The sequence below is a fragment of the Microbispora sp. NPDC046973 genome, from assembly GCF_040644495.1.
Classification (GTDB): domain Bacteria; phylum Actinomycetota; class Actinomycetes; order Streptosporangiales; family Streptosporangiaceae; genus Microbispora.
In genome coordinates, this window is record NZ_JBEYWQ010000034.1 from 50,835 (window position 1) to 73,021 (window position 22,187).

Annotated in this window: 24 protein-coding genes; 11 read left to right on the forward strand and 13 right to left on the reverse strand. The window is 70.9% G+C overall.

Features of this window, described 5'->3' with window-relative positions:
• Positions 1-130 precede the first annotated feature (130 nt).
• From ABZ860_RS36820 to ABZ860_RS36845, 6 genes are all read right to left on the reverse strand, one after another.
• Positions 131-1,420, reverse strand: a complete 1,290-nt coding sequence (locus ABZ860_RS36820) for an HD domain-containing phosphohydrolase (RefSeq protein WP_357229617.1) — start codon at positions 1,418-1,420, stop codon at positions 131-133.
• Complete coding sequence (locus ABZ860_RS36825) at positions 1,417-2,772, reverse strand: HD-GYP domain-containing protein (RefSeq protein ID WP_357229619.1); 1,356 nt, start codon at positions 2,770-2,772, stop codon at positions 1,417-1,419. The genes ABZ860_RS36820 and ABZ860_RS36825 overlap by 4 nt, the downstream gene beginning before the upstream one ends.
• 330 nt (positions 2,773-3,102) lie before the next feature.
• The gene (locus tag ABZ860_RS36830; RefSeq protein ID WP_357229620.1) at positions 3,103-3,699 is read right to left on the reverse strand and encodes a hypothetical protein; all 597 of its coding nucleotides are present in this window, start codon (positions 3,697-3,699) and stop codon (positions 3,103-3,105) included.
• 25 nt (positions 3,700-3,724) lie between these two features.
• A complete protein-coding gene (locus tag ABZ860_RS36835; RefSeq protein WP_357229622.1) occupies positions 3,725-4,642 on the reverse strand; it encodes an NAD-dependent epimerase/dehydratase family protein in 918 nt (305 codons plus the stop codon).
• 84 nt (positions 4,643-4,726) lie between these two features.
• On the reverse strand, positions 4,727-4,993 hold the full coding sequence (gene rsrA / locus ABZ860_RS36840; protein ID WP_357229624.1) for a mycothiol system anti-sigma-R factor: 267 nt from the start codon (positions 4,991-4,993) through the stop codon (positions 4,727-4,729).
• On the reverse strand, positions 4,990-5,631 hold the full coding sequence (locus tag ABZ860_RS36845) for a sigma-70 family RNA polymerase sigma factor (RefSeq protein ID WP_142565707.1): 642 nt from the start codon (positions 5,629-5,631) through the stop codon (positions 4,990-4,992). Before ABZ860_RS36845 ends, rsrA begins: the two co-directional genes overlap by 4 nt.
• Positions 5,632-5,880: 249 nt before the next feature.
• On the opposite strand from ABZ860_RS36845, the gene ABZ860_RS36850 reads away from it, so the two are divergent.
• Entirely contained in the window at positions 5,881-6,621 is a 741-nt protein-coding gene (locus tag ABZ860_RS36850; RefSeq protein WP_357229626.1) for a methyltransferase domain-containing protein, read from the forward strand.
• A 51-nt stretch (positions 6,622-6,672) separates the two neighbouring features.
• On the opposite strand, the gene ABZ860_RS36855 is transcribed toward ABZ860_RS36850, so the two are convergent.
• Together ABZ860_RS36855 and ABZ860_RS36860 are read right to left on the reverse strand one after the other, a co-directional pair.
• Positions 6,673-7,005, reverse strand: coding sequence for a TraR/DksA family transcriptional regulator (locus tag ABZ860_RS36855; RefSeq protein WP_357229628.1), 333 nt, complete (start codon positions 7,003-7,005; stop codon positions 6,673-6,675).
• A 366-nt stretch (positions 7,006-7,371) separates the two neighbouring features.
• Complete coding sequence (locus ABZ860_RS36860) at positions 7,372-8,133, reverse strand: SOS response-associated peptidase (RefSeq protein WP_357229630.1); 762 nt, start codon at positions 8,131-8,133, stop codon at positions 7,372-7,374.
• Positions 8,134-8,213: 80 nt separating this feature from the next.
• On the opposite strand from ABZ860_RS36860, the gene aroA reads away from it, so the two are divergent.
• On the forward strand, positions 8,214-9,572 hold the full coding sequence (aroA, locus tag ABZ860_RS36865; RefSeq protein ID WP_357229632.1) for a 3-phosphoshikimate 1-carboxyvinyltransferase: 1,359 nt from the start codon (positions 8,214-8,216) through the stop codon (positions 9,570-9,572).
• Between the two features lie 141 nt (positions 9,573-9,713).
• On the forward strand, positions 9,714-10,742 hold the full coding sequence (rsgA, locus tag ABZ860_RS36870) for a ribosome small subunit-dependent GTPase A (protein ID WP_357229660.1): 1,029 nt from the start codon (positions 9,714-9,716) through the stop codon (positions 10,740-10,742).
• An 11-nt stretch (positions 10,743-10,753) separates the two neighbouring features.
• Here rsgA and ABZ860_RS36875 read toward each other — a convergent pair whose 3' ends face one another.
• Complete coding sequence (locus tag ABZ860_RS36875; RefSeq protein ID WP_357229634.1) at positions 10,754-11,392, reverse strand: LysE family translocator; 639 nt, start codon at positions 11,390-11,392, stop codon at positions 10,754-10,756.
• A 195-nt stretch (positions 11,393-11,587) separates the two neighbouring features.
• Here ABZ860_RS36875 and ABZ860_RS36880 point away from each other — a divergent pair, with 195 nt between their 5' ends.
• The gene (locus tag ABZ860_RS36880; RefSeq protein ID WP_357229636.1) at positions 11,588-12,925 is read left to right on the forward strand and encodes a PLP-dependent aminotransferase family protein; all 1,338 of its coding nucleotides are present in this window, start codon (positions 11,588-11,590) and stop codon (positions 12,923-12,925) included.
• A 4-nt stretch (positions 12,926-12,929) separates the two neighbouring features.
• Here ABZ860_RS36880 and ABZ860_RS36885 read toward each other — a convergent pair whose 3' ends face one another.
• On the reverse strand, positions 12,930-13,373 hold the full coding sequence (locus tag ABZ860_RS36885) for a DUF4442 domain-containing protein (protein ID WP_357229638.1): 444 nt from the start codon (positions 13,371-13,373) through the stop codon (positions 12,930-12,932).
• 81 nt (positions 13,374-13,454) lie between these two features.
• Here ABZ860_RS36885 and hisN point away from each other — a divergent pair, with 81 nt between their 5' ends.
• Both hisN and ABZ860_RS36895 read left to right on the forward strand, forming a co-directional pair.
• Positions 13,455-14,240 (forward strand): histidinol-phosphatase, encoded by a 786-nt coding sequence (hisN, locus tag ABZ860_RS36890; protein ID WP_357229640.1) that lies wholly within the window; start codon positions 13,455-13,457, stop codon positions 14,238-14,240.
• 259 nt (positions 14,241-14,499) lie between these two features.
• On the forward strand, positions 14,500-15,003 hold the full coding sequence (locus ABZ860_RS36895) for an NPCBM/NEW2 domain-containing protein (protein WP_357229642.1): 504 nt from the start codon (positions 14,500-14,502) through the stop codon (positions 15,001-15,003).
• Positions 15,004-15,033: 30 nt separating this feature from the next.
• Here ABZ860_RS36895 and ABZ860_RS36900 read toward each other — a convergent pair whose 3' ends face one another.
• Positions 15,034-15,840 carry a fructosamine kinase family protein gene (locus tag ABZ860_RS36900; RefSeq protein ID WP_357229644.1) on the reverse strand — a complete coding sequence of 269 codons (807 nt, stop codon included), beginning with the start codon at positions 15,838-15,840 and terminating at the stop codon, positions 15,034-15,036.
• Positions 15,827-16,285: a low molecular weight protein-tyrosine-phosphatase gene (locus ABZ860_RS36905; RefSeq protein ID WP_357229646.1), complete on the reverse strand. Its 459-nt coding sequence runs from the start codon at positions 16,283-16,285 to the stop codon at positions 15,827-15,829. The genes ABZ860_RS36900 and ABZ860_RS36905 overlap by 14 nt, the downstream gene beginning before the upstream one ends.
• A 165-nt stretch (positions 16,286-16,450) precedes the next feature.
• On the opposite strand from ABZ860_RS36905, the gene pstS reads away from it, so the two are divergent.
• From pstS to ABZ860_RS36930, 5 genes are read left to right on the forward strand one after another with little or no spacing between them, the layout of a single operon-like run.
• Positions 16,451-17,560 carry a phosphate ABC transporter substrate-binding protein PstS gene (pstS, locus tag ABZ860_RS36910; protein WP_357229648.1) on the forward strand — a complete coding sequence of 370 codons (1,110 nt, stop codon included), beginning with the start codon at positions 16,451-16,453 and terminating at the stop codon, positions 17,558-17,560.
• A gap of 4 nt (positions 17,561-17,564) precedes the next feature.
• On the forward strand, positions 17,565-18,545 hold the full coding sequence (gene pstC, locus ABZ860_RS36915; protein WP_079316266.1) for a phosphate ABC transporter permease subunit PstC: 981 nt from the start codon (positions 17,565-17,567) through the stop codon (positions 18,543-18,545).
• Positions 18,542-19,426 (forward strand): phosphate ABC transporter permease PstA, encoded by an 885-nt coding sequence (gene pstA, locus ABZ860_RS36920; RefSeq protein ID WP_357229650.1) that lies wholly within the window; start codon positions 18,542-18,544, stop codon positions 19,424-19,426. Before pstC ends, pstA begins: the two co-directional genes overlap by 4 nt.
• 3 nt (positions 19,427-19,429) lie before the next feature.
• Positions 19,430-20,206 (forward strand): phosphate ABC transporter ATP-binding protein PstB, encoded by a 777-nt coding sequence (pstB, locus tag ABZ860_RS36925; RefSeq protein ID WP_357229652.1) that lies wholly within the window; start codon positions 19,430-19,432, stop codon positions 20,204-20,206.
• 36 nt (positions 20,207-20,242) lie between these two features.
• Positions 20,243-20,947: a response regulator transcription factor gene (locus ABZ860_RS36930; protein ID WP_357229654.1), complete on the forward strand. Its 705-nt coding sequence runs from the start codon at positions 20,243-20,245 to the stop codon at positions 20,945-20,947.
• 55 nt (positions 20,948-21,002) lie between these two features.
• On the opposite strand, the gene ABZ860_RS36935 is transcribed toward ABZ860_RS36930, so the two are convergent.
• Positions 21,003-21,932, reverse strand: coding sequence for a phosphotransferase (locus tag ABZ860_RS36935; protein ID WP_357229656.1), 930 nt, complete (start codon positions 21,930-21,932; stop codon positions 21,003-21,005).
• Positions 21,933-22,187: the final 255 nt, after the last annotated feature.

A 22,187-nucleotide genomic window follows, 5' to 3' on the forward strand; every position in this document is an offset into this window, starting at 1 on the left:
CCCAACTCTAGGGTGATCCCCCGCTCCGTCCCTCCGACCGTTCCGACTGAACGCGGGGGCCGAATCTGTAGGGTCGCCACAACGACGACGGGCCCGGCGTGCCGTTGGAAGCGTTCCGATGCTACGTCTGCTACAAGCGCGTTACGAGCACGAGTCGGTCGACGACGCGCGCCATCGCCTCCACCACTCCGGGGTCGTAGGCCGACCCGCCGTCGAGACGCAGCCGCTCCAGAGCCGCCGCGGCGCGGTCCCTGTCGGTCGATCCGCCCACGAGGTCGTCGTACGCGTTGGCGGCCTTGATGATGCGGCTTGCCATCGGCGGGGACTCGCCGAGCGTGTCGCACTGCCGCCGGACAATCTCCGCGACGCCGTGCAGGACGCCGGTCTTCCTGATCACCTCGGCGCCCAGCTCGGCGATCCGCCGCGCCTGCGCGGGGTCGGCCAGCACGGTCGCGCCGCCGGGGATCGGGTCGCGCAGCGAGAGCTGGCCGATGTCGTGCATGAGCGCGGCGTACTCCAGCTCCAGCAGCTGCGGCTCCGCCATGCCGAGCTCCCTGCCGATGGCGACCGACAGCTGGCTGACGCGGCGCGAGTGGCCCGGCTCGACGTACCCGCCGACCTCGGTGACCCGGCTCAGCGCGCGCACGGTCTGCAGGTAGGTCGCCCGGATGCCGGCGTACTTGCGGAACGCCACCTGCGTGACGAGCAGCGGCGCGGCGAACGCGGGCAGCGCGGTCATGTCCATGCTGTGCGAGGCGAGCGCGAGCAGGATGCCCGACGCCGCGACGGCCGCGCCGAGCGGCGCGGCCATCCTGATCTCGTCCCGTACGGCCACGACGAACGCGGTCCTGACCTGGTCGGCCCGGAGCATGGCCGCGATCACCACGTCGGCCGCGAGCATGACCGTGACGAGCACCGCCATCACGCCGAGCGCCGGCCACCAGTTGCCGTGCCGCTCGGCCGTGTCCCGCGAGAGTTCCCCCAGCGGGCCGGTGAGCGGCCGGTAGGCGAAGGCGAGCAGCGACCCGGCGAGCAGCCGCCGGGCCATCGCGTCGAGACGCGGCGGCCGGCCTACCGCCAGGTGCGGCAGCCCGCCCGCGATCATGCCGACCGACATCACCGCCACGACCTGCAGGGCCGAGTGGTGCGCCGGCCGTCCGCCCACGTCGAGCAGCAGGGCGTACCCGAGGGAGGCGGCGGTGGAGATCGGGGCGACCTCGCGGTTGCCGGGCATCGTGAGCCGGGCCAGCTCACCGGCGGCGATGAGCGCGCCGAACCCGATGGCGACCCGCGGATCGGTCAGGCCCTCCGCCGTGGTGTGGGCGATCCCCGCCACGGTCAGCATCCCGGCGGCGCAGATGAGCAGGAGCTGGCCCGAGTCGAGCCCCACCGGCCTGGCCGTCAGCCGACGCTCCCTCACCGCTCCGACACCACCTGGATGGGCGTCGTGGGGTCGTCGTGGTCCTTCACGGTGGTCACCACGGCGGCGTCGTCCGGCGGGACGGGCACCGGCTGCGCCATATCCCAGCCGTGCCGGTCGAGCGCCTTGACGAACGCGCACACCATGTCGGGGTCGAACTGGGTCCCCGCGTTCTTGCGCAGCTCGGCCACCGCGAACTCGATCGACTTGGCCTTGCGGTAGGAGCGGTCGGAGGTCATGGAGTCGAACGCGTCGGCCACCGCGATGATCCGGGCGAACTCCGGGATCTCCGAGCCGGCCAGGCCCATCGGGTAGCCCTTCCCGTCATGTCGTTCGTGGTGGTGCATGATCCCGGCGAACGCCTCGTCCAGGAAGTCGATTCCCCGTACGATCTCCAGCCCGCGCATCGGGTGAAGCTGGATCGCGGCGTACTCCTCCTCGGTCAGGCGGCCGTCCTTCTGCAGCACCTTGGTCGGCACGCCGAGTTTGCCCACGTCGTGGAGCATTCCTGCGTAGCGGATCGCGCGCAGCCGCTCGGTGCCCATCCCGATCTCCTCGGCGATCAGGGAGGAGGCCGCGGAGACCCGCGTGCAGTGCCCGCGCGTGTAGTAGTCCTTCGTCTCCACCGCCTGGCACAGCGCCGCGATGGTCGCGTCGTACGCCCGCTGCTCGGCGTGATAGTGCCCCAGCGCCCACCGGGCCACGAACAGCGGCAGCAGCACGAGCACGGCCGAGATCGACTGCACCGTCGACCACAGGGCCGCGATCAGCAGGCCGAAGGTGGCGAAGCCGACGTAGGAACTCAGGAACTGCACCATCGCCCGGAGCGAGACCTGGTCCCTGTGCACCGCGGACGCCAACCGCAGGATGACCGCGGTCAGCGCGAAGTTGACGGCCACGAAGACCACCGTCGCCGCGGCGTAGGGCACGAGGATGCCCGGGAAGTCGGCCGGCTCCGGCAGTTCGGCCCGTCCCCCCGCGCTCTCGTAGGCCCACCCGGCGGCGTACCCGCACAGGGCGTACTGCGCGCCGTTGAACAGCCGTTTCACCATCGGCAGGCCGGGGCGCACGCTCACGACCGCGGCCAGGCCGACCAGGGCCGCGCCCTCCGGGCCGACGAGCACCACGGCGGCCAGCGCGGCGGAGAAGCTCACCGACACCGCGACGTGCGGCACGTTGAGCAGCGTCGGCACCGACTCGCAGAGCAGGAAGAGCAGCGCCAGGACGAGAAGCGCCGACCAGTCCTCCGCCACGAGCCCGTGATGCGCGAGGAGACCACGCGTGATCACGAGACCGGCGGTTCCGACGAGTGCGACGAAGTAGACCCTGGCGGGCCACGGAAGTTCCCGCATTGCGGCCACCTTGAATGCGGATCGGACCCGTGGGCCGGCCCTGATGGGCCGGCCCACGGGCAGTGACTACGTCCAGGAAATCCCTGGGGTGCCGGCCGCGAGACCAGCCAGAGCCACCACCGGAGTGAGCAGCGCCAGCGCCACTATCAGCCTGACGACGGTCTTCCCAAGCATTGCGCCGCCTCCACGTCGATGTCGCACTCAGGCTACAGAAGGGCCGGCGGCCGGTCCGGGATGTCGCGACCATCGCAGCCAAACCGTAACCAAGCCATCACACCGCGTGCAATTGCACCGGTATGTCGGTGCCTTCTCACGGGGCGAGCCGGGCCATCAGCCGACGGACGTCGCCGACCGCGTCGGCCGGGTGATCCGCCACGTTCCCTCCTGGTAGGCGGCGGTCAGGGCCTTCCCGACGTACGAGCGGGTCCGGACCGTGCCGTTCGTCGTCGAGACGCAGGAGTTCACCTCCTCGGCGCTGCCCACCCACAGCGCCGAGCCGTCGGCGTAGGCGAACCGGACCAGGTAGTTCGTCATGGGTCCCCCCACCAGCGTGCAGGGCCCGTCGGCCTCCTGGGTGGTCACCGGCAGGTACGCGAGGTCGCGGGCCATCGCCGCCGCCTGGTCCGTCAGCGTCCGCGACCCGCCCAGCGGTTCGCCGCCCGGATCGGTGTTGCTGCCGGGGTAGGCGCAGATCAGCGCCCGGACGGGCGAGCCGGGCACCAGCGACTCGTCCGCGCCGTCCACGTCCGCGGCGGCGGGCACCCAGCCGCCGATGCCCGCGCCGCCCCAGCGCTGCGGGCACGCGTCCGGCACCGCCTTCGGCTCCGGAGCGCACGCGGCCAGTACGGCTCCCGCGCACACGGCGGCGGCGACGACGAGGACGGCGGTCGGGCGCGAACGCATCACACCGCTGAGACGTCCCGCCATGGCCGGCGGTTCAACCGGCGCGCGATCAGACGAGCGCCTGGCGGGCCCATTCGACGGTGGCCTTGAGGCCCGTGGGCAAATCGTGCCGGGGACGCCAGCCGAGGGCCTCGTACGCCGGAGTGGGGTCGACCGCCATCGCGGGCAGGTCGCCCATGCGAGGAGGCTCGAAGCGCGGCTCGTCGGGTGCTCCGGCCGCCGCGGCGATCAGGCTGTGCAGCTCACGGTCGGTGGTCTGGACGCCGGTGCCGAGGTTGACGCGGCGGCCGTCGCCGTGCGGCCCGCAGGCGCGGGCGAAGCCGTCCACCACGTCCTCCACGAAGACGTAGTCACGCGTCTGGGAGCCGTCGCCGTACACGACCGTGGGCTTTCCCGCCAGCAGGGCGTCGGTGAAGATCGCCACCACGCCGGCCTCGCCCTCGGGCGACTGGCGCGGCCCGTAGACGTTCGACAGCACGAGCGTGGTGTATTCGAGCCCGTGCAGGGCCCGGTAGGTGGCGAGGTACAGCTCGCCGCCAAGCTTGGAGGCGGCGTACGGCGAGCGGGGATCGGTGGGGGCGTCGCCCGGGACCGGGATCGCGGCCGGCCTGCCGTAGACGGCGACCGAGGACGCGTAGACGACCTTGCGGGCCCCGCCGCGGCGGGCGGCCTCCAGGACGTTCACCGTGCCCTCGACGTTGATCCTGGCGTCGGTCACCGGGTCGGCCACGCTCCTGCGCACGCTGATCTGCGCGGCCAGGTGACAGACGACCTCCGGCCGCCAGCGTTCGGCGAGCTCCGCGAGCGCCGGGTCGCGCACGTCCATGACGTGGAGGGGGGCGTCGGGGTTGCGCACGTGGCCGGACGACAGGTCGTCCACCACCGCGACCTCGTGGCCGTCCTCCAACAGCCGATCGACGAGGGTGGACCCGATGAACCCCGCCCCGCCCGTGACCAGTGCCCGCATGTCCCCGCCCTTCCCGGCCTGTAACGGAAGATCCTAACGAGCATTGCCCCGGCACGGCCCGATCACGCCTTCCGTGGATCGGGGCTATTCCGCCATCTGGGCGCGTACCTGCTCGATCCGGGTGAGCACCTTGCTGCGCAGGTCCTGCGGCACGGGGTCGCACCCGCAGTGTTTGGCCACGAGCCGCTTGACGGCCTCCTCGAGGCCGTACTCCCCCAGGCATGGGGAGCACTCGTCGAGGTGCTTCCTGATCTCGGCGATGCGCTCGCTGTCCAGCTCGCCGTCCAGGTAGGTGTACACCCGGTCGAGCACCTCGCTACACGGGGTGTCGTGGTGGTTCCCGCAGCTCATCGCTCCTCCTCGCCAAGCGTCCCGCCGAGACCCGCGCCGCGGGAGTCCGACCGCACGAGGCCGCGGTCGCGCGCGTAGTCCTCGAGCTGGTTGCGCAGCTGCCGGCGGCCCCGGTGGAGGCGCGACATCACGGTCCCGATGGGCGTGCCCATGATCTCGGCGATCTCCTTGTACGGGAAGCCCTCCACGTCCGCCAGATAGACGGCGATGCGGAACTCCTCGGGGAGCGCGGCGAGAGCGTCCTTCACGTCGCTGTCGGGAAGGTGCTCGAGCGCCTCGATCTCGGCCGACTTCAGCCCGCTGGACGTGTGCGACTCCGCCCGCGCGAGCTGCCAGTCCTCGATCTCCTCGGTGCCCGCCTGCTTGGGCTCCCGTTGCTTCTTCCGGTAGCTGTTGATGAACGTGTTGGTGAGGATGCGGTAGAGCCAGGCCTTGAGGTTCGTCCCCTCCTGGAACTGGTGGAAGGAGGCGAAGGCCTTGGCGAAGGTCTCCTGCAGGAGATCCTCCGCATCCGCTGCGTTTCGGGTCATCCGGAGCGCCGCCGAGTACAGTTGGTCGAGAAACGGCATGACGTCGCGCTCGAACCGCTCGCTGCGCTGCTCCAGAGTCTCCTCGGCTGTCTTGGAGACCGGACCCACCCCCTTAAGGACACCGTACCCAGCCGAGGATACCGGCCCGGCAACGTCCAGCCCGTCGAGGCCTTCTGGCAGCACCAACGTCTTCATGCCCAACTGCAACAGGGCGGGCGTAGAGTCTGTTCCCGGTGCAGATTGAGGTGACGAACGACCCGGTGCGGGGAAAAAAGTAGGCACCGGCTTGGTAGCCCGGAAACCGAGTTTCGCTGCCGCACGCCCATGCGCGGGGCAGCCAGAGTCCAGGAGTCGCTCGTGCTGCCTATACCGGCCAACGAACTCAACGGCTCGGGCACACTCGGGCCGTACTGGACCTTCTATCACGCGGTCGTCGCCGAACAGCTGCGCCAGTGGCTGCCCGGCCGCCCGTCCCTGCTGCTGGACCTGTCCGGCGGACGGGGGCGGTGGCCGGCCCAGGCGGCGCGCGCCGGTCACCGGGTGATCGAGGTCTTGGACTTCCGCAGGCCGGCGGAGCCGTGGTTGCGCGACGCCTCCGACCGTATACAGAAGGTGCGCGCCGACAACCTCGGCTTCCTGCCCGACGGCTGCGTGGACGGTGTGATCGCCGAGGAGCGCGTGCTGTCGGTCGAGATCATGGCGGAGTCCGTCATCGAGGACGTGGCCCGGGTGCTGCGGCCCGGCGGGCGCGCGCTGCTGTGCGTCGACTCGCTGGTCCTCGGGATGGCGATCCTGGCCGAGCAGAACTACTGGGCGCACCTGTGCCAGACGGGCGAGGTCATGCTCATCCCCTGGCCCGACGGCAGCATCACCCGCTGCTTCACCAGCCAGCAGATCCGCGAGCTGATCACCGGCGCCGGCCTGGAGGTGGAGTGGGTGCGGCCGCGCACCGTGCTGTCCCCCTCCACCGTCGACCACGTGCTCAGCACGGAGAGCAAGTCGCTGTCCTGGCTGGTCCGCACCGAGCTCGAGACCCAGGCCGACGGCGACGACACCGTCGGCATCCACCTCGTGGCCAGCGCCCGCAAGCCGTTGTGAACGCTCTCCCGAACGCCGCTCGGACAGGCGCTCGGGCGGCGATCGGGAGGGTCACCGGCGGCGCTCGGCCCGCGACTGGCACTGCACGCAGCGAGCCGCCTCGGGGCGGGCCTCCAGCCTGCCCTCGGGCACGAGCGTGCCGCAGTCGACGCAGCGGCCGTAACCGCCGTCGTCCAGCCGCCGCAGCGCGGCCAGCACGGCCGTACGCTGCCGGGACGCGGCGTCGAGCATGGCCCGGGTCCTGTCGGCGTCGGTGAGGTCGGCTCCGGCGTCCGCGAGGGACCTGTCGCGCCCGGCGGCCGGATCCCCGCGCAGCACCCTGATCGACCGGTCGAGCTCGGCGAGCATGCTTTCCAGGCGCATACGCGCGGTCGCGACGTCCACGGATCCGCACCTCCGGGAGTGGGGGAGTCACCCTTCCAGGAGCCCCCGGTCTCCTGGTCGGTCGGCGGCCGGTCACCTTCCGTGCGACCGCTTTCTCGAACGGATGCCCACTTCGCGCGATGCTTACACCCCTGACCTGCTCGGCAGCCGCCCCGGATGCGGGCTCACCGGCCGGACTGAGTGGCGCGGGCTCACCGGCGCGGGGGCAATCCGACGAGGTGCGTCGTGCCGAGGAAGAAGGCCGCGCGGACGTTGTCGCCGCCCCCGAGGTCGCGGATCGCCGCCGAGGTCCCCGCGTTGTCCGCCATAGGACGGCGAGAACGGCCCCGCCCGGATCCGAGCCGGAACGTCCTGTTCCTGGAGCGGTCAGAACAGGCGCGGGACGTCGTCCCCTTCCAAGGGCTCGATCAGCTCGGGACCGTTGTGGCGGACGCTGTTGACGGCGTCCGACACGGCGTACGCCTCGAGCCGGTCCGGGCCGGCCGGGACGAGCAGGCCGGTGGGGTCGGTCACCCGCGGGTCGAGCCACTCCGTCCAGCGGTCGCGCTCGACCATCATCGGCATCCGGTCGTGGATGCGGCCCAGCTTGTCCGTCGCCGTGGTGGTGATCACCGTGCAGGTGCACAGCCACTTCAGCGGGTCGTCGTCCGGACGGGTGGGGTCCTTCCAGAACTCGTACAGGCCGGCCATCGCGAGCACGCCGCCGTCGGCGGGGTGGATGAAGAACGGCTGCTTCTTCTTGCCCTCCAGCGGCATCCACTCGTAGTAGCCGTCCGCCGGGATCAGGCAGCGCCGCGACTTCAGCGCCCTGCGGTAGGACGGCTTCTCCGCCACGGTCTCCACCCTGGCGTTGATCATCCGCGAGCCCACCGACGGGTCCTTGGCCCAGCTCGGCACGAGTCCCCACCGGACCACCCGCAGCTGCCTGACGGGCTCGTCGCCCGGGCTCTCGCCGCCGTCGTCCTTGGGCACGCGGCACATGACCGCGTAGACGTTCTTCGTGGGCGCGACGTTGTAGTCGGGCCGGAGCTCACCGCCGGGCACCTGGTCGGGCACCCCGTCCAGCTCGACCTGGAACTCCTCCAGCAACTCCTGCTTCTTGCGCGCAGACGCGTACCTCCCGCACATGTCACCAAGACTGCCACTCGCGCGGGCCGCACGCGCTCTCACGACGGTGCGGACGAGCGTGCGCGCACTAAGCTTGCGGCATGGCCTCTCCGCAGTCCGCGTCCGGCGGCGCCGTACCGCACGGCATCGATCGAAACGGCGTCGAGAAGAACGCCGCCGCACCGCTCTGGCCCGCCCCGGTGGCCGCCGAGCCGGTCCGTGCGACGGTCCGCCTGCCCGGCTCGAAGTCGGTGACCAACCGTGCGCTGCTGCTCGCCGCGCTGGCCGACGCCCCCGGCACCGTACGGCTCGCGCTGCGCAGCCGCGACGCCGACCTGATGGCGGCGGCGCTGCGCTCGCTCGGCGCCGAGATGACGCCGTCCAACGAGAGCGCCGACAGCGTGGACTGGTCGGTGACCCCGCATCCCGTACGCGGCGGGGTGTCGGTCGACGTCGGGCTGGCCGGGACCGTGATGCGGTTCGTGCCCCCGGTCGCCGCGCTGGCCGACGGGCCGGTCTTCTTCGACGGCGACCCGCACGCGCGCAAGCGGCCGATGGGCCCGATCCTGGGCGCGCTGCGCGCGCTCGGCGCGTCGGTGGACAACGACGCGCTGCCGTTCACGATCCGCGGGCCGATCCCGGGCGGCGAGGTCACCCTCGACGCGTCGGTCTCCTCGCAGATGGTCTCCGGCCTGCTGCTGGCCGCCGCGCGCTTCGAGAAGGGCGTGACGGTGCGGCACAGCGGCCCGCCCGTCCCGTCGATGCCGCACATCGAGATGACCCTGCAGATGCTGCGCCAGGCGGGGGTCGAGGTCGACGACTCAGAGCGCGACGTGTGGCGGGTGCAGCCCGGCCCGATCCTGGCCAGGGACGTCACGGTCGAGCCCGACCTGTCCAACGCCGCTCCCTTCCTCGCGGCGGCCCTGGTCACCGGGGGCTCCGTCCTCGTGCCGGACTGGCCGGAGGAGACGACGCAGGGCGGCGACGCGCTTCGCGGGCTGCTCGCCGAGATGGGCGCGCGGATCGAGCGGGTGCCGGAGGGCCTGCGGGTGACCGGCGAGGGCAGGGTGCGCGGCATCGACGCCGACCTGCACGACGTCAGCGAGCTCACCCCCACGATCGCCGCGCTCGCGGCGCTGGCCGACGGGCCGTCCCGCATCCGGGGCGTGGCGCACATCCGGGGGCACGAGACCGACCGGATCACCGCCCTGGCCACGGAGATCAACCGGCTGGGCGGCGACGCCCGGGAGACCGACGACGGCCTGGAGATCCACCCCCGGCCGCTGACCGGCGGCGTCTTCCACTCCTACGCCGACCACCGCATGGCCACGGCGGGCGCGGTCATCGGCCTGATCGTGCCGGGCGTCGAGGTCGAGGACATCGCGACGACCGCCAAGACGCTGCCCGAGTTCCCCCGCATGTGGGCCGCGATGCTGGGCAGCGGGGAGCACCGGGCATGAGCGAGCGAAGCGAGCGAATCGGTAGACACAGCGCGATTCGCTCATGCGAATCCGAGCCGCCAGGCGAGGATGTGGCATGAGCGAGCGAAGCGGTAGGCACGGCGGCGGGACGGTCCTCGCCAGGCGATCGGGGCGCGGGCACTGAGAAAGCGGCATTACGACGAGGACGACGTCAGGGTCAGGCCGGGCAAGGGCTCACGGCCCCGGACCCGGATCCGGCCTGCCCACAGTGAGGCCGTCGAGGGCTTCGTGGTGGCCGTCGACCGCGGGCGTTACACCTGCCTGGTCGGCGAGGGCGTCCCCCGCTCGGCGACACCGAAGAAACGGCGGGGCGAGCGCACGCTTGTCGTGGCGATGAAGGCCCGCGAGCTCGGCCGCAAGGGCATCGTGGTGGGCGACCGCGTGGCGCTGGTGGGCGACGTGACCGGGCAGCCCGACACGCTGGCGCGCATCGTCCGCGTGGAGGAGCGCACCTCGATGCTGCGCCGCAGCGCCGACGACGTGGACGACATCGAGCGCCCCATCGTCGCCAACGCCGACCAACTGGTCATCGTCACCGCGCTCGCCGATCCCCCGCCGCGCCCCCGGATGATCGACCGGATGCTCGTCGCGGCCTACGACGCCGACATCGAGCCGCTGCTGTGCCTCACCAAGGCCGACCTGGCCCCTGCCGCCGGCCTCGTCGCGTTGTACGAACCCCTCGGCGTGCCGTACGTGGTCGTGCGCAAGGGCGGCCCGCTCGACGACCTGGCCGAGGCGCTCGCGGACCGGATCAGCGTGCTCGTCGGCCACTCCGGAGTCGGCAAGTCGACCATGGTCAACGCGCTGGTGCCGCACGCCCGCCGGGCCGTGTCCCACGTGAACGCCGTGACCGGCCGGGGCAGGCACACCTCCACCTCCGCGGTCGCCCTGGAACTGCCGGAAGGCGGCTGGATCATCGACACGCCCGGCGTGCGCAGCTTCGGGCTCGCCCACGTCTCGGTGGAGACCGTGCTCGCCGCCTTCCCCGACCTGGTGGACGCCACGGCCGACTGCCCCAAGGGCTGCACCCACCTCGGTGACGAGTGCGCCCTCGACCGCTACGTCGCCGAGGGGCGCGCGGATCCCGCGCGTCTCGAGTCCCTGCGGCGGCTGCTCGCCAGCCGCGAGGGCTCTCCCGACGAAGACTAGGCCGACGAGGACTAGAACGAGGCGCTCCGGCTGAAAGCGAGCATTACGGCGAGTGCTCCGAGCATGCTCCCCATGGCGATCCGCTGGGCTCGCAGCCACGCCGGCCGGTGTGCCAGGAAACCCGCGACGCTTCCGGCGGCCAGCACGATCGAAAGGTTCACCGTCGCGGCCACCGCGATCTGGAAAAGGCCGAGAACGACGCCCTGAGCCAGCACGTTTCCCGCTCCGACATCGACGAACTGCGGAATGACGGAGATATACAGAATGGCGATCTTCGGGTTGAGCAGGTTCGTCGTCAGCCCCATGGCGAAAAGCCGGGACGGCGGGTCGTGCGGCACGTCCCGCACGGTGAACACCGACGTGCCGCCGGGCCTGATCGTCTTCCAGGCGAGCCATATCAGGTAGCCCGCCCCGGCCAGTCGTATCACGGTGAGAACCTGCGGAACCGCGGCGAACAGCGCCGCCAGGCCGAGATTCGTCGCCGTCAGATAAACGAGGAATCCCGCGACGACTCCGCTCAACGAGACTATTCCGGCACGGCGTCCCTGGCTGATGCTCCGCGACACGAGATACATCATGTTCGGGCCCGGGGAAAGCACCATTCCGAGAGCCACGGACACGACACCCAGCACCGCGTTCGGTTCGACCATGACGCCGTCCTTTCTTCGCGACCTGTTCGTGCCGGTCCGGACGGCTTATTCAGCCTATTGCACCGCATATGAAGAGTGCAATATTCAATATTGCTCTCGGAGCAATTTTGTGTTTGGATGCGTTCACCGCGGCGTTCTGAACCGTGGAACTGTGACCCGTGGAACTGTCACCCGTGGCGCTGTGAGGAGGCGGTGGTGGAGGACTACCGGGAGCTGGCCGACGAGGTGGCCGCGGACATCGCGGCCGGGCGGCTCAAGCCGGGCGACCGGCTGCCTCCGCAGCGCGACTTCGCCCGGCGGCGCGGCATCGCGGGCTCCACGGCGGCGCGCGTCTACGCCGAGCTGACCCGCCGCGGCCTGACGGTCGGCGAGGTCGGCCGCGGCACCTTCGTACGTGCCTCCGCCCGCCGTCCCGGCACCGCCCTGGCCGAACCGAGCGGCATCAGGATCGACCTCGAACTCAACTATCCCGTCATCCCCGAGCAGGTCCGCCTGCTCGGGGACGGCATCAGGCCGCTGCTGCGCCCCGATGTGCTGGAGGCGTCCATGCGGCCGGTGGGCGCGGCGGGCACTGCCCATGCCCGCGAGGCCGTCGCGGATCTGCTCGCCCGCGCCGGCTGGCGCCCCGACCCGGCGCGGCTGCTCTTCGCCGGCAACGGACGCCAGGCGATCGCGGCCGTCATCGCCGCGCTGGTCCCGCCGGGTGCGCGGCTGGGCGTCGAGGAGCTCACCTACCCCGTCGTGAAGACGATCGCCACCCGGCTCGGGGTCACCCTCGTGCCCCTGCCGGTCGACGAGGCGGGCCTGGTGCCCGAGGCGGTGGAGACCGCCGCCCGCAAGGCTCCGCTGAGAGCGGTCTACCTCCAGCCGACGCTGCACAACCCGTTGTCGCTCACCATGCCGGTCGAGCGCCGCGCCGAGCTCGCGGCCGTGCTCGCGCGGCTGGACGTGCCCGCGATCGAAGACGGCATCTGGTCGTTCCTCCGCGACGAGCTGCCCCCGCTCGCCGCCGTGGCGCCCGAGCGCACGATCCTCGTCGACAGCCTGTCCAAACGACTCGCGCCCGGTCTGACCGTCGGGTTCGCCGTCGTGCCCGAGGCCGTCGTCCCCAGCGTGACGGCGGCGCTGCACTCGGGAGGCTCCGCGTCGCCGCGGTTCGCACTGGAGGCGGCGGCCCGGCTCGTCGGCGACGGCATCGTGGACTCACTGAGCCGGGGCAAGCGGCGGGACGCCGAGGCCCGGCAGGAGATCGCGACGCGCCACCTGGGCGAGTTCGCCGTCCGCGGCGATCCGCGGTCCTACTACTGCTGGTGGGAGCTGCCGCCTCCATGGCGGGCCGACACCTTCGTGGCCGCCGCCGCGCGGCACGGCATCGCCGTCACCCCGGCGGCGGCCTTCGCCGTCGGCGACAACCGCACCCCCAACGCCGTCCGTCTCGGCCTGGCCTCTCCCCCCGCCGAGACGCTGGCACACGCCCTGGCCACCCTCGCCGGGCTCGCCCGTTCCTCACCGGACGACCTCCTGGCCGAGTGAGGGGTCAGTCCTTGCGGTTGGGGCGCAGGGTCCAGGAGACGGTCATCTCCGAGACGACGACGTCTTCGGCGTTGCGGATCTCGACGGCGACCTCGAACTCGGGCCGCTCCCCCGCGTCCAGCCGGGCGACGACCGCCTCCCGCTCGGCCCGGAGGGTGGCGGCGGCGGTGACCTCGCCCATGGCGAGCTTGCGGTAGCCGATCCTCGCCTCGGTCGCCAGCGGCACGGCCCGGGACAGCTGGTCGCCGAAGGCCGACAGCATGGCCGCGCCCGAAGCGGTCTCGGCCAGCGTGAACAGGGCGCCGGCATGCGGGCCGCCCACGTGGTTGTGCAGGTCTCCCCGGTCGGCCAGGCGGGCGACCGCCTGACCGCTGCCGATCGAGTCGAACGTGATGCCGAGCAGCCGCGCGAACGGAACGCTGTCGAGCATGAAGGCGCCGATGTCCATGGCCGGGATGTTACCGGCTGGTATGGTTTGGAGCGATCCTTCCTCTGATGTGAGCAGGTCGCGTCACGATACGTTGGGCCTGTGACGGAGTACCGCGACGACCTGCACCTCGCGCATCTGCTGGCGGACGCCGCCGACGACATCACGATGCGCCGCTTCAAGGCCGTGGACCTCAAGGTCGACACCAAGCCCGACCTCACCCCGGTCAGCGACGCCGACCGGGCCGTGGAGGAGGCGATCCGCGGCACGCTGCGCCGGGCCCGGCCCCGCGACGCCGTGGTGGGCGAGGAGTTCGGCATGACCGGCTACGGCATGCGCTCCTGGATCGTCGACCCGATCGACGGCACCAAGAACTACGTACGCGGAGTCCCCGTGTGGGCCACGCTGATCGCGCTGATGGAGCACGGCAAGGTCGTCGTGGGCGTGGTCTCGGCCCCGGCGCTCGGCCGGCGCTGGTGGGCCGCCAAGGAGAGCGGCGCGTGGACCGGGCGGAGTCTGAGCAAGGCGACGCGCTGCGAGGTGTCCTCGGTCGGCCGCCTCGACGACGCCTCCTTCTCCTTCTCCGACCTCGAGGAATGGGAGAAGGCCGGGCGGCTCGACCCATTCCTCGACCTCACGAGGGAGTGCTGGCGCACCCGCGGCTACGGCGACTTCTGGTCGCACATGATGGTCGCCGAGGGCGCGGTGGACATCTCCGCCGAACCCGAGCTGTCCCCCTGGGACATGGCCGCGCTCACGATCATCGTGGAGGAGGCCGGCGGCTCCTGCACCTCGCTCGACGGCACCCCGCCCCTCGACGGCGGCAACCTCGTCTGCACCAACGGCCTGCTCCACAGCGAGGTCCTCAAGCGCCTGTCCCCCCGCTGAGCCCGTTTTCCCGGCCATGCGGATCATCCGGGCAGTCTCCGCCATTGCCCCACCGGCCCCCGGCGGGGGCTGCCCACAAAAATGCCTTTATAAGGGGATATTTCAGCGCAATCAGTGGTGAAAATCGGCCGGCCCGAAGGGAATTCGTTTTCCTCTTGTGATACCGTACGGCCAACCGGTTTCTCGTGGACCGCGTCGAAATACCGGACGCGCAAGCGGCCTTCCCAGCCCACGAGTGGATCGAGCCGGAACACCGACGATGAGCGCACCAGCCCAGCCCCGGAAAGCACAGGACGACCAGGGCGACAGAGAGCGGAAAAACGCCCTCCTGACCCGGTCGAACGCCGTCGCCGTCGAGCGCTGCGGCCCGCCCGGAGGGTTCACCGACGACTGGCTCGACCGCTCGGTCGCCCTCGCGGGGTCGGACGAGCAGTTCACCGCCATGACATGCCGCGTCGAAAGCGCGGGCGCCGTGACCGGATACCTCGACTACGTCGTTCCGCAGAACGCGACCACGTTCACGGCGAAAGTGGGAATCGACCGCATGTCACCCAACACGTCGGCGAGGGTGCGGTTCTCCGTCGTCGACGTTGACGACAACGTGGTCGCGCAACAGGCGGCTACGTATACGAGCGCGCCGGACATCACCGCCCGGGTCTCGGGAGTGCCGCGAATCCGCCTCAAAATGACGGTCGTCAAGAGCGGCGGCGTCTCGAGCTCGAACTATTTCCGATCCGCGTGGATAAATCCTTCCTTCGGCTGACACGGATCCTTTCGAATTGTCCGCCCGTGGTCACAGCGCGAGGACGTCACCCGCGGCGGTGAGGAGGCTGCCGCGGTACGCCTCGCCGAACAGGCAGACGTGGACGGCGAGCGGGTGGAGCTGGTGCAGCGGCACGCGCTCGCGCCAGCCGTCGGCGAGGGGCGCCGCCTCGCGGTAGGCGGCGAGGATCGTGTTGAGGTGCGGCGCCCCGAACAGCGCCAGCATCGCGAGGTCGGTCTCCCTGTGGCCGCCGTGGGCGGCCGGGTCGACCAGCACGACCCCGTCCGCCGACCACAGCAGGTTTCCGCTCCACAGGTCGCCGTGGATCCGGCTCGGCGGCTCGGCCGGCCCGGCGACCTCCGCCACCCGCTCGCACGCCTCCTCCAGCAGCTCCGCGTCCGCGGCCGACAGCGCGCCGCGGTCGCGCGCGAGCCGTACGAACGGGAGCACGCGGCGGGACACGTAGAACGACGGCCAGTCCGGCGCGGGCTCGTTGCTCATCGGCAGCTCGGCGATGTAGCCGGGCCAGGGGGCGCCGAAGTCCGCGGCCCCGGCGGCGTGCAGGGCGGCCAGCTCACGCCCGAACCGCTCGGCGGCCCCGGCCGTCGCGGGGGCGGTGTCGATCCACTCCAGCACCAGCGCGCCGCCGTCCGCGGCGATCACCTCGGGGACGGCCACCGCTCCCGGCTCGGCCAGCCAGCGCAGCCCCGCCGCCTCGCTGTCGAGAACCGAGGACGCGTCGGCGCTCTTCTTGACGAACACCCTGCGGCCGTCGTCGAGCACGCCTTCGTGCAGCGTCCAGGCGTGTCCGCCGCCGAGATCCCTAGTGATCCTCAAGGTGCTTCGCCACCCCCTCGCAGGCGGCCTCGACCATCCGCAGCACCTCGACGAAGCCCTCGCGTCCGCCGTAGTAGGGATCGGGCACCTCGGCGCCCTCGGGAGCCGCCGGGTCGAACGACCGCAGCAGTCTGACGTCCGCGTCCGGCGGCGCGATCCGGCGTACGGCGCGCAGGTTGTCCCGGTCCATCACGAGGATGAGGTCACGCTCGGCGAACCATGCCCGGTCGAACTGGCGGGCCCGGTGGGACGAGCCGTCGTAGCCGTGGTCGGCCAGCGTGGCCAGGGCCCGCTCGTCCATGGGCTCCCCCGCGTGCCAGCCGCCGGTGCCGGCGCTGTCCACCTCCACGTCGAGCCCGCGTTCGGCCAGCGTACGGCGCAGCACGACCTCGGCCATCGGCGACCGGCAGATGTTCCCCATGCAGACCAGACATACACGCTTCATGAACTCAATCCTCTCCCATAACGCCCGTGACCTGCTCGTTATCTCTTCTGGGGTCGCACAAGAGCGACTGGGCGCGTTCATTACCCGTTCACCTTTACCAAGGTTTTAGGTCACCTTGGCTCCCTACCGTCCCTGGTGTTGAAGAAGACATGGGGAGGAACAACCGTGAAGTATGCAGGCCGGCTCGCCGCCGCCACTATCGTCGGCGTGCTCTCGCTCGCCGCATGCGGGACCGATGACAACACGAGCACCGCGGGGGGCACCTCCAGCGCCGCCGCTCCCGCGCAGGGCGACGACACGCTGAAGGGCACCATCAACGCCGCCGGCTCCTCGGCCCAGGCGAACGCCATCGCGGAGTGGAAGAAGAACTTCCAGTCGTCGAACCCCGGCGTCAGCATCAACTACAACCCGAGCGGCTCCGGCGCCGGCGTCCAGGCGTTCATCCAGGGCACGGTGGCCTTCGCAGGCTCCGACTCGGCCCTGAAGGAGGACAAGGGCGAGCCCGCCCAGGCCGACGCCCGCTGCAAGACCGGCAAGGCCATCAACCTGCCGATGGTGACCGGCCCGGTGGCCGTCGTCTACAACCTGCCGGGCGTGGACGGCCTGCAGCTCTCGCCGAAGACCATCGGCGGCATCTTCAACAGCAAGATCACCAAGTGGGACGACCCGGCCATCAAGGCCGACAACCCCGACGCCAAGCTGCCCTCGACCGCCATCCAGGCGTTCCACCGCTCGGACGAGTCGGGCACCAGCGACAACTTCACCAAGTTCCTCAAGGCCACCGCCGACTGGCCGTACGAGCCCGCGAAGGCGTGGCCGGCCGAGGCGCAGGGCCAGGGCTCGAAGGGCTCGGACGGCATCGCCTCCAGCATCAAGAGCACCGAGGGCGCGATCAGCTACGTCGAGCTGTCCTTCGCCGAGAACTCCCAGCTCCAGAAGGCCAAGGTCGCCAACGGCTCCGGTGAGTTCGTCGAGCTCACCCCGGAGAGCGCCGCCAAGACCGTCGAGGCCGCCCAGATCGAGGGCACCGGCAACGACCTCAAGCTCTCGATCGACTACGCCACCAAGGCGGCGGGCGCGTACCCGATCGTGCTCGTGACGTACGAGATCACCTGCGAGAAGGGCCTGGCGGCCGAGGACGCGAAGCTGGTCAAGTCGTTCCTGACCTACACCGCCAGCGACGAGGGCCAGCAGGCGCTGACCAGCCTCGGCTACGCCCCGCTGCCGTCGAGCCTGCTGACCAAGGTCCGCACCGCGGTCGAGGCGATCGCCTAACCAGATGGCGACATCAACCAGAACCAGGGAGAGCGGGCCGGCCATGCGCCGGTCCGCCTTCCGGCGCAGCCGCGGCGACGGCCCGTTCCGCTTCGCCTCGACCGGGGCCGGTATCGTCCTTCTGGCGATCATGGCCGCGATCGGGGTGTTCCTGGTCGTCAAGGCCGTCCCCGCCCTCCAGGCGAACACCTCCCACTTCCTGACCGAACTGACCTGGCAGCCGAACGCCACCGAGCCCGTCTTCGGCATCGGGGCGCTCGCCTTCGGCACCGTGCTGAGCTCGCTGCTCGCGCTGGTCATCGCCACCCCGGTGGCGGTCGGGGTGGCGCTGTTCATCTCGCACTACGCGCCCCGGCGGCTCGCCTCCGTCCTGGGTTACGTGGTGGACCTCCTCGCGGCGGTCCCCAGCGTGGTGTACGGCCTGTGGGGCGTCACCTTCCTCGTGCCGTTCATGCTCGGCCCGTCGAAGTTCCTCAACGACTACCTCGGCTGGATCCCGCTGTTCGGCGGTGACACCGTGGTCGGCAAGAGCATGCTCACCGCGTCGCTCGTGCTCGCGATCATGATCCTGCCGATCATCGCCGCGATCTCCCGCGAGGTCTTCCTGCAGGCCCCCAAGATGCAGGAAGAGGCCGCGCTCGCGCTCGGCGCGACGCGCTGGGAGATGATCAGGATGTCGGTCCTGCCGTTCGGCCGGCCCGGCGTCATCAGCGCCGCCATGCTCGGCCTCGGCCGCGCGATGGGCGAGACCATCGCGGTCGCGCTCATCTTCCCGGCGACGTTCAAGATCTCGTTCCAGATCCTCGGCCCCTACGGCAACAGCATCGCCGCCAACATCGCCAACGGCTTCGGCGAGGCGACCGAGGTGGGCCGCGGCGCGCTGATCGCCTCGGGTCTCGTCCTGTTCCTCATCACCCTGCTGGTGAACATGGCCGCCCGCTTCGTCATCGCCCGCCGCAAGGAGTACGCGAGGGCCGCAGCGTGACCGTACAGACCGGAATCCAGCCCATCTCCGCGGCCCGGAGGGCCAAGGACCGCCTCGTCCAGGTGCTCGTCTACCTGGCGTTCGCGCTCGCGGTCATCCCGCTGCTGTCGGTGCTGTGGCTCGTCGTCAAGAACGGCATCGGCCGGCTGGACATGGAGTTCCTCACCCACTCCATGCGCAACATCGGGGCGCGCGACGCCGGCGGCGGCGCCTACCACGCCATCATCGGCACGCTCGAACAGGTCCTGCTGGCCTCGGTCATCGCGGTCCCGATCGGCCTGCTCACCGCCGTCTACCTCGTCGAGTACGGCGAGGGCGGACGGCTGTCGCGCACGATCAGCTTCTTCGTGGACGTCATGACCGGCGTCCCTTCCGTGGTTTCCGGGCTCTTCGTCCTGGCGTTCTGGATCCTCGTGCTCGGCATGCCGTTCTCCGGCTTCGCCGGCGCGCTCGCCCTGTCGATCCTGATGATGCCGGTCGTGGTCAGGTCGGCCGAGGAGATGCTCCGCCTGGTCCCCCGGGAGCTGCGCGAGGCGGCGTACGCGCTGGGCGTGCCCAAGTGGCGCACCATCGTCAAGGTCGTGCTGCCCACGGCCTTCACCGGGATCGTGACCGGCGTCATGCTGGCCGTGGCCCGCGTCGCCGGCGAGACCGCGCCGCTGCTGCTGACCGTCTTCATCACCGACTCCATCAACAACGACCCGTTCAACGGGCCGCAGATGGGGCTTCCGCTGTACGTCTTCGATCAGGCGGGCCGTCCCACGGACACCGCGATCAACCGAGCCTGGACGGGCGCGCTCACGCTGATCCTGATCGTCATGCTGCTCAACCTGGTCGCACGCCTCATCACCTGGTGGCGTTCGCCCGCGAGGAGGAGGTAAGGAATGGCCAAGCAGATCGAGGTCGCGGGCCTCGACGCCTACTACGGCTCGCACAAGGCGATCGAGGGCATCTCGATGACGATCGAGCCGCGGTCCGTGACGGCCTTCATCGGCCCCTCGGGCTGCGGGAAGTCGACGTTCCTGCGGACCCTCAACCGGATGCACGAGGTCATCCCCGGCGCCCGCGTCGAGGGCAAGGTCCGCCTCGAAGACCAGGACCTGTACGGCGCGGACGTCGACCCGGTGTCGGTCCGCCGCACGATCGGCATGGTGTTCCAGCGGCCGAACCCCTTCCCCACGATGTCCATCTTCGACAACGTGGCCGCGGGCCTGCGGCTGAACGGCCGTTACTCCCGTTCCCAGCTGGACGGCATCGTCGAGGAGTCGCTCAAGGGCGCCAACCTCTGGAACGAGGTCAAGGACCGGCTGGGCAAGCCGGGCGCGGGCCTGTCCGGCGGTCAGCAGCAGCGTCTGTGCATCGCCCGCGCCATCGCCGTACGCCCGCAGGTGCTGCTCATGGACGAGCCGTGCTCGGCGCTCGACCCCATCTCGACGCTGGCGATCGAAGACCTGATCTCCCAGCTCAAGCAGGACTACACGATCGTGATCGTGACGCACAACATGCAGCAGGCCGCCCGGGTCAGCGACAAGACCGCCTTCTTCAACCTTGCCGCGCAGGGCCAGCCCGGCAAGCTCGTCGAGATGGACGAGACCTCGAAGATCTTCACCAATCCGGCCGAGAAGGCGACCGAGGACTACATCACGGGCCGCTTCGGCTGACGACCGCTTCCGGCTGACAGCATTGGAGGGACCTGGGTGACGGCACCCGCAGTGGAGGGGGACACTCGGACGGCGCCCATGCTCCTGGTGGCCGATCCGGACGCGGGTCTGGTGCGGCAGCTCTCGGCGGCCATGCAGGCCGAGGGCGTCGACGTGACCGGCGTACCGGACGGCGCCCAGGCGCTGCTGCAGGCCGGGGCGCTCCGGCCCGACGCCGTGCTGATCTGCGCCTCCCTCCCGATCGTCGGCCCCGTCGACTTCGTCCGCGCCGTACGGCTCATGCGGACCGTGCCCGTCCTGCTCGGCATCGACTTCGGGAGCGACGCCGCCCAGGCCCTGCAGGCGCTGGAGGCGGGCGCGACGGCCTGCGTGGCCAGGCCGTACCGTGTGCCCGAGCTACTCCCCCTCGTCAAGGCGGCCTTCCGCCGGCAGGACGGCCACCGGACCGTGCTGACGATCGGCGACGTGGAGCTGGACGTGACGGCGTACCAGGTGAAGGTCGGCGGGCGCGTCGTGCACCTGCCTCTGCGCGAGTTCGAGCTGCTGCACTACCTGATGCGCAACGCGGACAGAACGGTCACTCGCGAGCAGATCATGCGCAACGTCTGGCACTCGACCGACGGGATGTCCACGAACACGATCGCCGTGCACGTCAAGCGCCTGCGCGCGCGGCTCGGCGACGTGGAGGACACGATGATCCAGACCGTCCGAGGAGTCGGGTACCGGTTGGTCAGCGGGTGAGAGCGTCCGGTCTCAGGAGGAGGCGTGCCTGTCTCGGGAGAGAGGTGTGCGCTTCTCAGGAGAAGGTGCGGTCGAGGTGGGCCAGGCCGGCGTCCGCGTACGGCCGGGCGCCTGTGCGCAGGCCGTACGCGACGTCCTCCAGCAGCGCGCACCGCGCGTAGAAGACCGCCCGCTCGTGGTCCGCGTCGTCATGGCGGCCCTGGTAATGCGCCAGCGTCCGCTCGTAGGCGTCGGGTCCGAGGTCCCGGTAGACGAGCGCCAGGTCGTACGCGGGATCGGCGATGGCCGCGTCCGTCCAGTCGATGACGCCCGTCAGGGCGCACGCCTCGACGTCCACCAGTAGGTGCTCGCTGCCCAGGTCGTTGTGGCAGAACGTCAGCACGACGGGCTCCGCGGGGGCCGCGGTGCCGAGAAAGTCCTCGACCGTCCGCCGGGCGGCTGGCGGCAGGTGGGCCGCGATGTCCCGGAAGTGCTCTTCGGCCTCCTCCAGAAGCTCGCTCATCGGATAGGTGTCACGCGACACGAGCGCTTCCATCCGCTCCACCGGCGCCGCGTGGACCCGGCTGAGGAAACCGCCCAGGGGAGCCGCCAGGCGCGAGGGTTCCGCCACCGGATGAAGGTTCAGCGGACGGCCGGGCAGCTTGCGGTACGCGAGGACGCCCGCCTCCTCGTCCACGAAAACCGGCCGCGGCACCGGCAGCGGCGACAGCTCGCTCACGACGGCGAGCAACGCCGCCTCTCGACGCACCGCCTCACGGCGCGGAGCCGCATCCTCGTGGGGAGCCGGGTGACCGTGGGGAGCTGAATCGCTTTGGGAAGCTGAATCGCTCTGGGGAGCCGAATCGCCGATCTTGCTTTGCCGCACGACCAACTCACCGTTGACCTCGTACGCCGCGTTGTCCTGTCCCTCGCCCAGCCGTTCGACGGTTCTGACCGCGTAGCCGGGCAGGTGGCGGGCCAGCAAGCGGATGATTCGCTCGGTCACTCCCGTAACCCTAGCCATCGGCCGGGGCGAGAGCGCGCCGGCTCCACGCCGCGACCTACCCGCGGCCCCTGCCGCGTGCCCCCCTGGAAAACGGCCCCTGGACATGCGAAAGCCCCGGCCAACCACAACCGGGGCACACCCCACCAACAACACACCCGGGAAACCTTCCGGGAAAACCCCCCGGAAACGCGGAAAGGCCACCCCAAACGGGGTGGCCCTCCCAACAAAGATTGTCCGGCGGCGTCCTACTCTCCC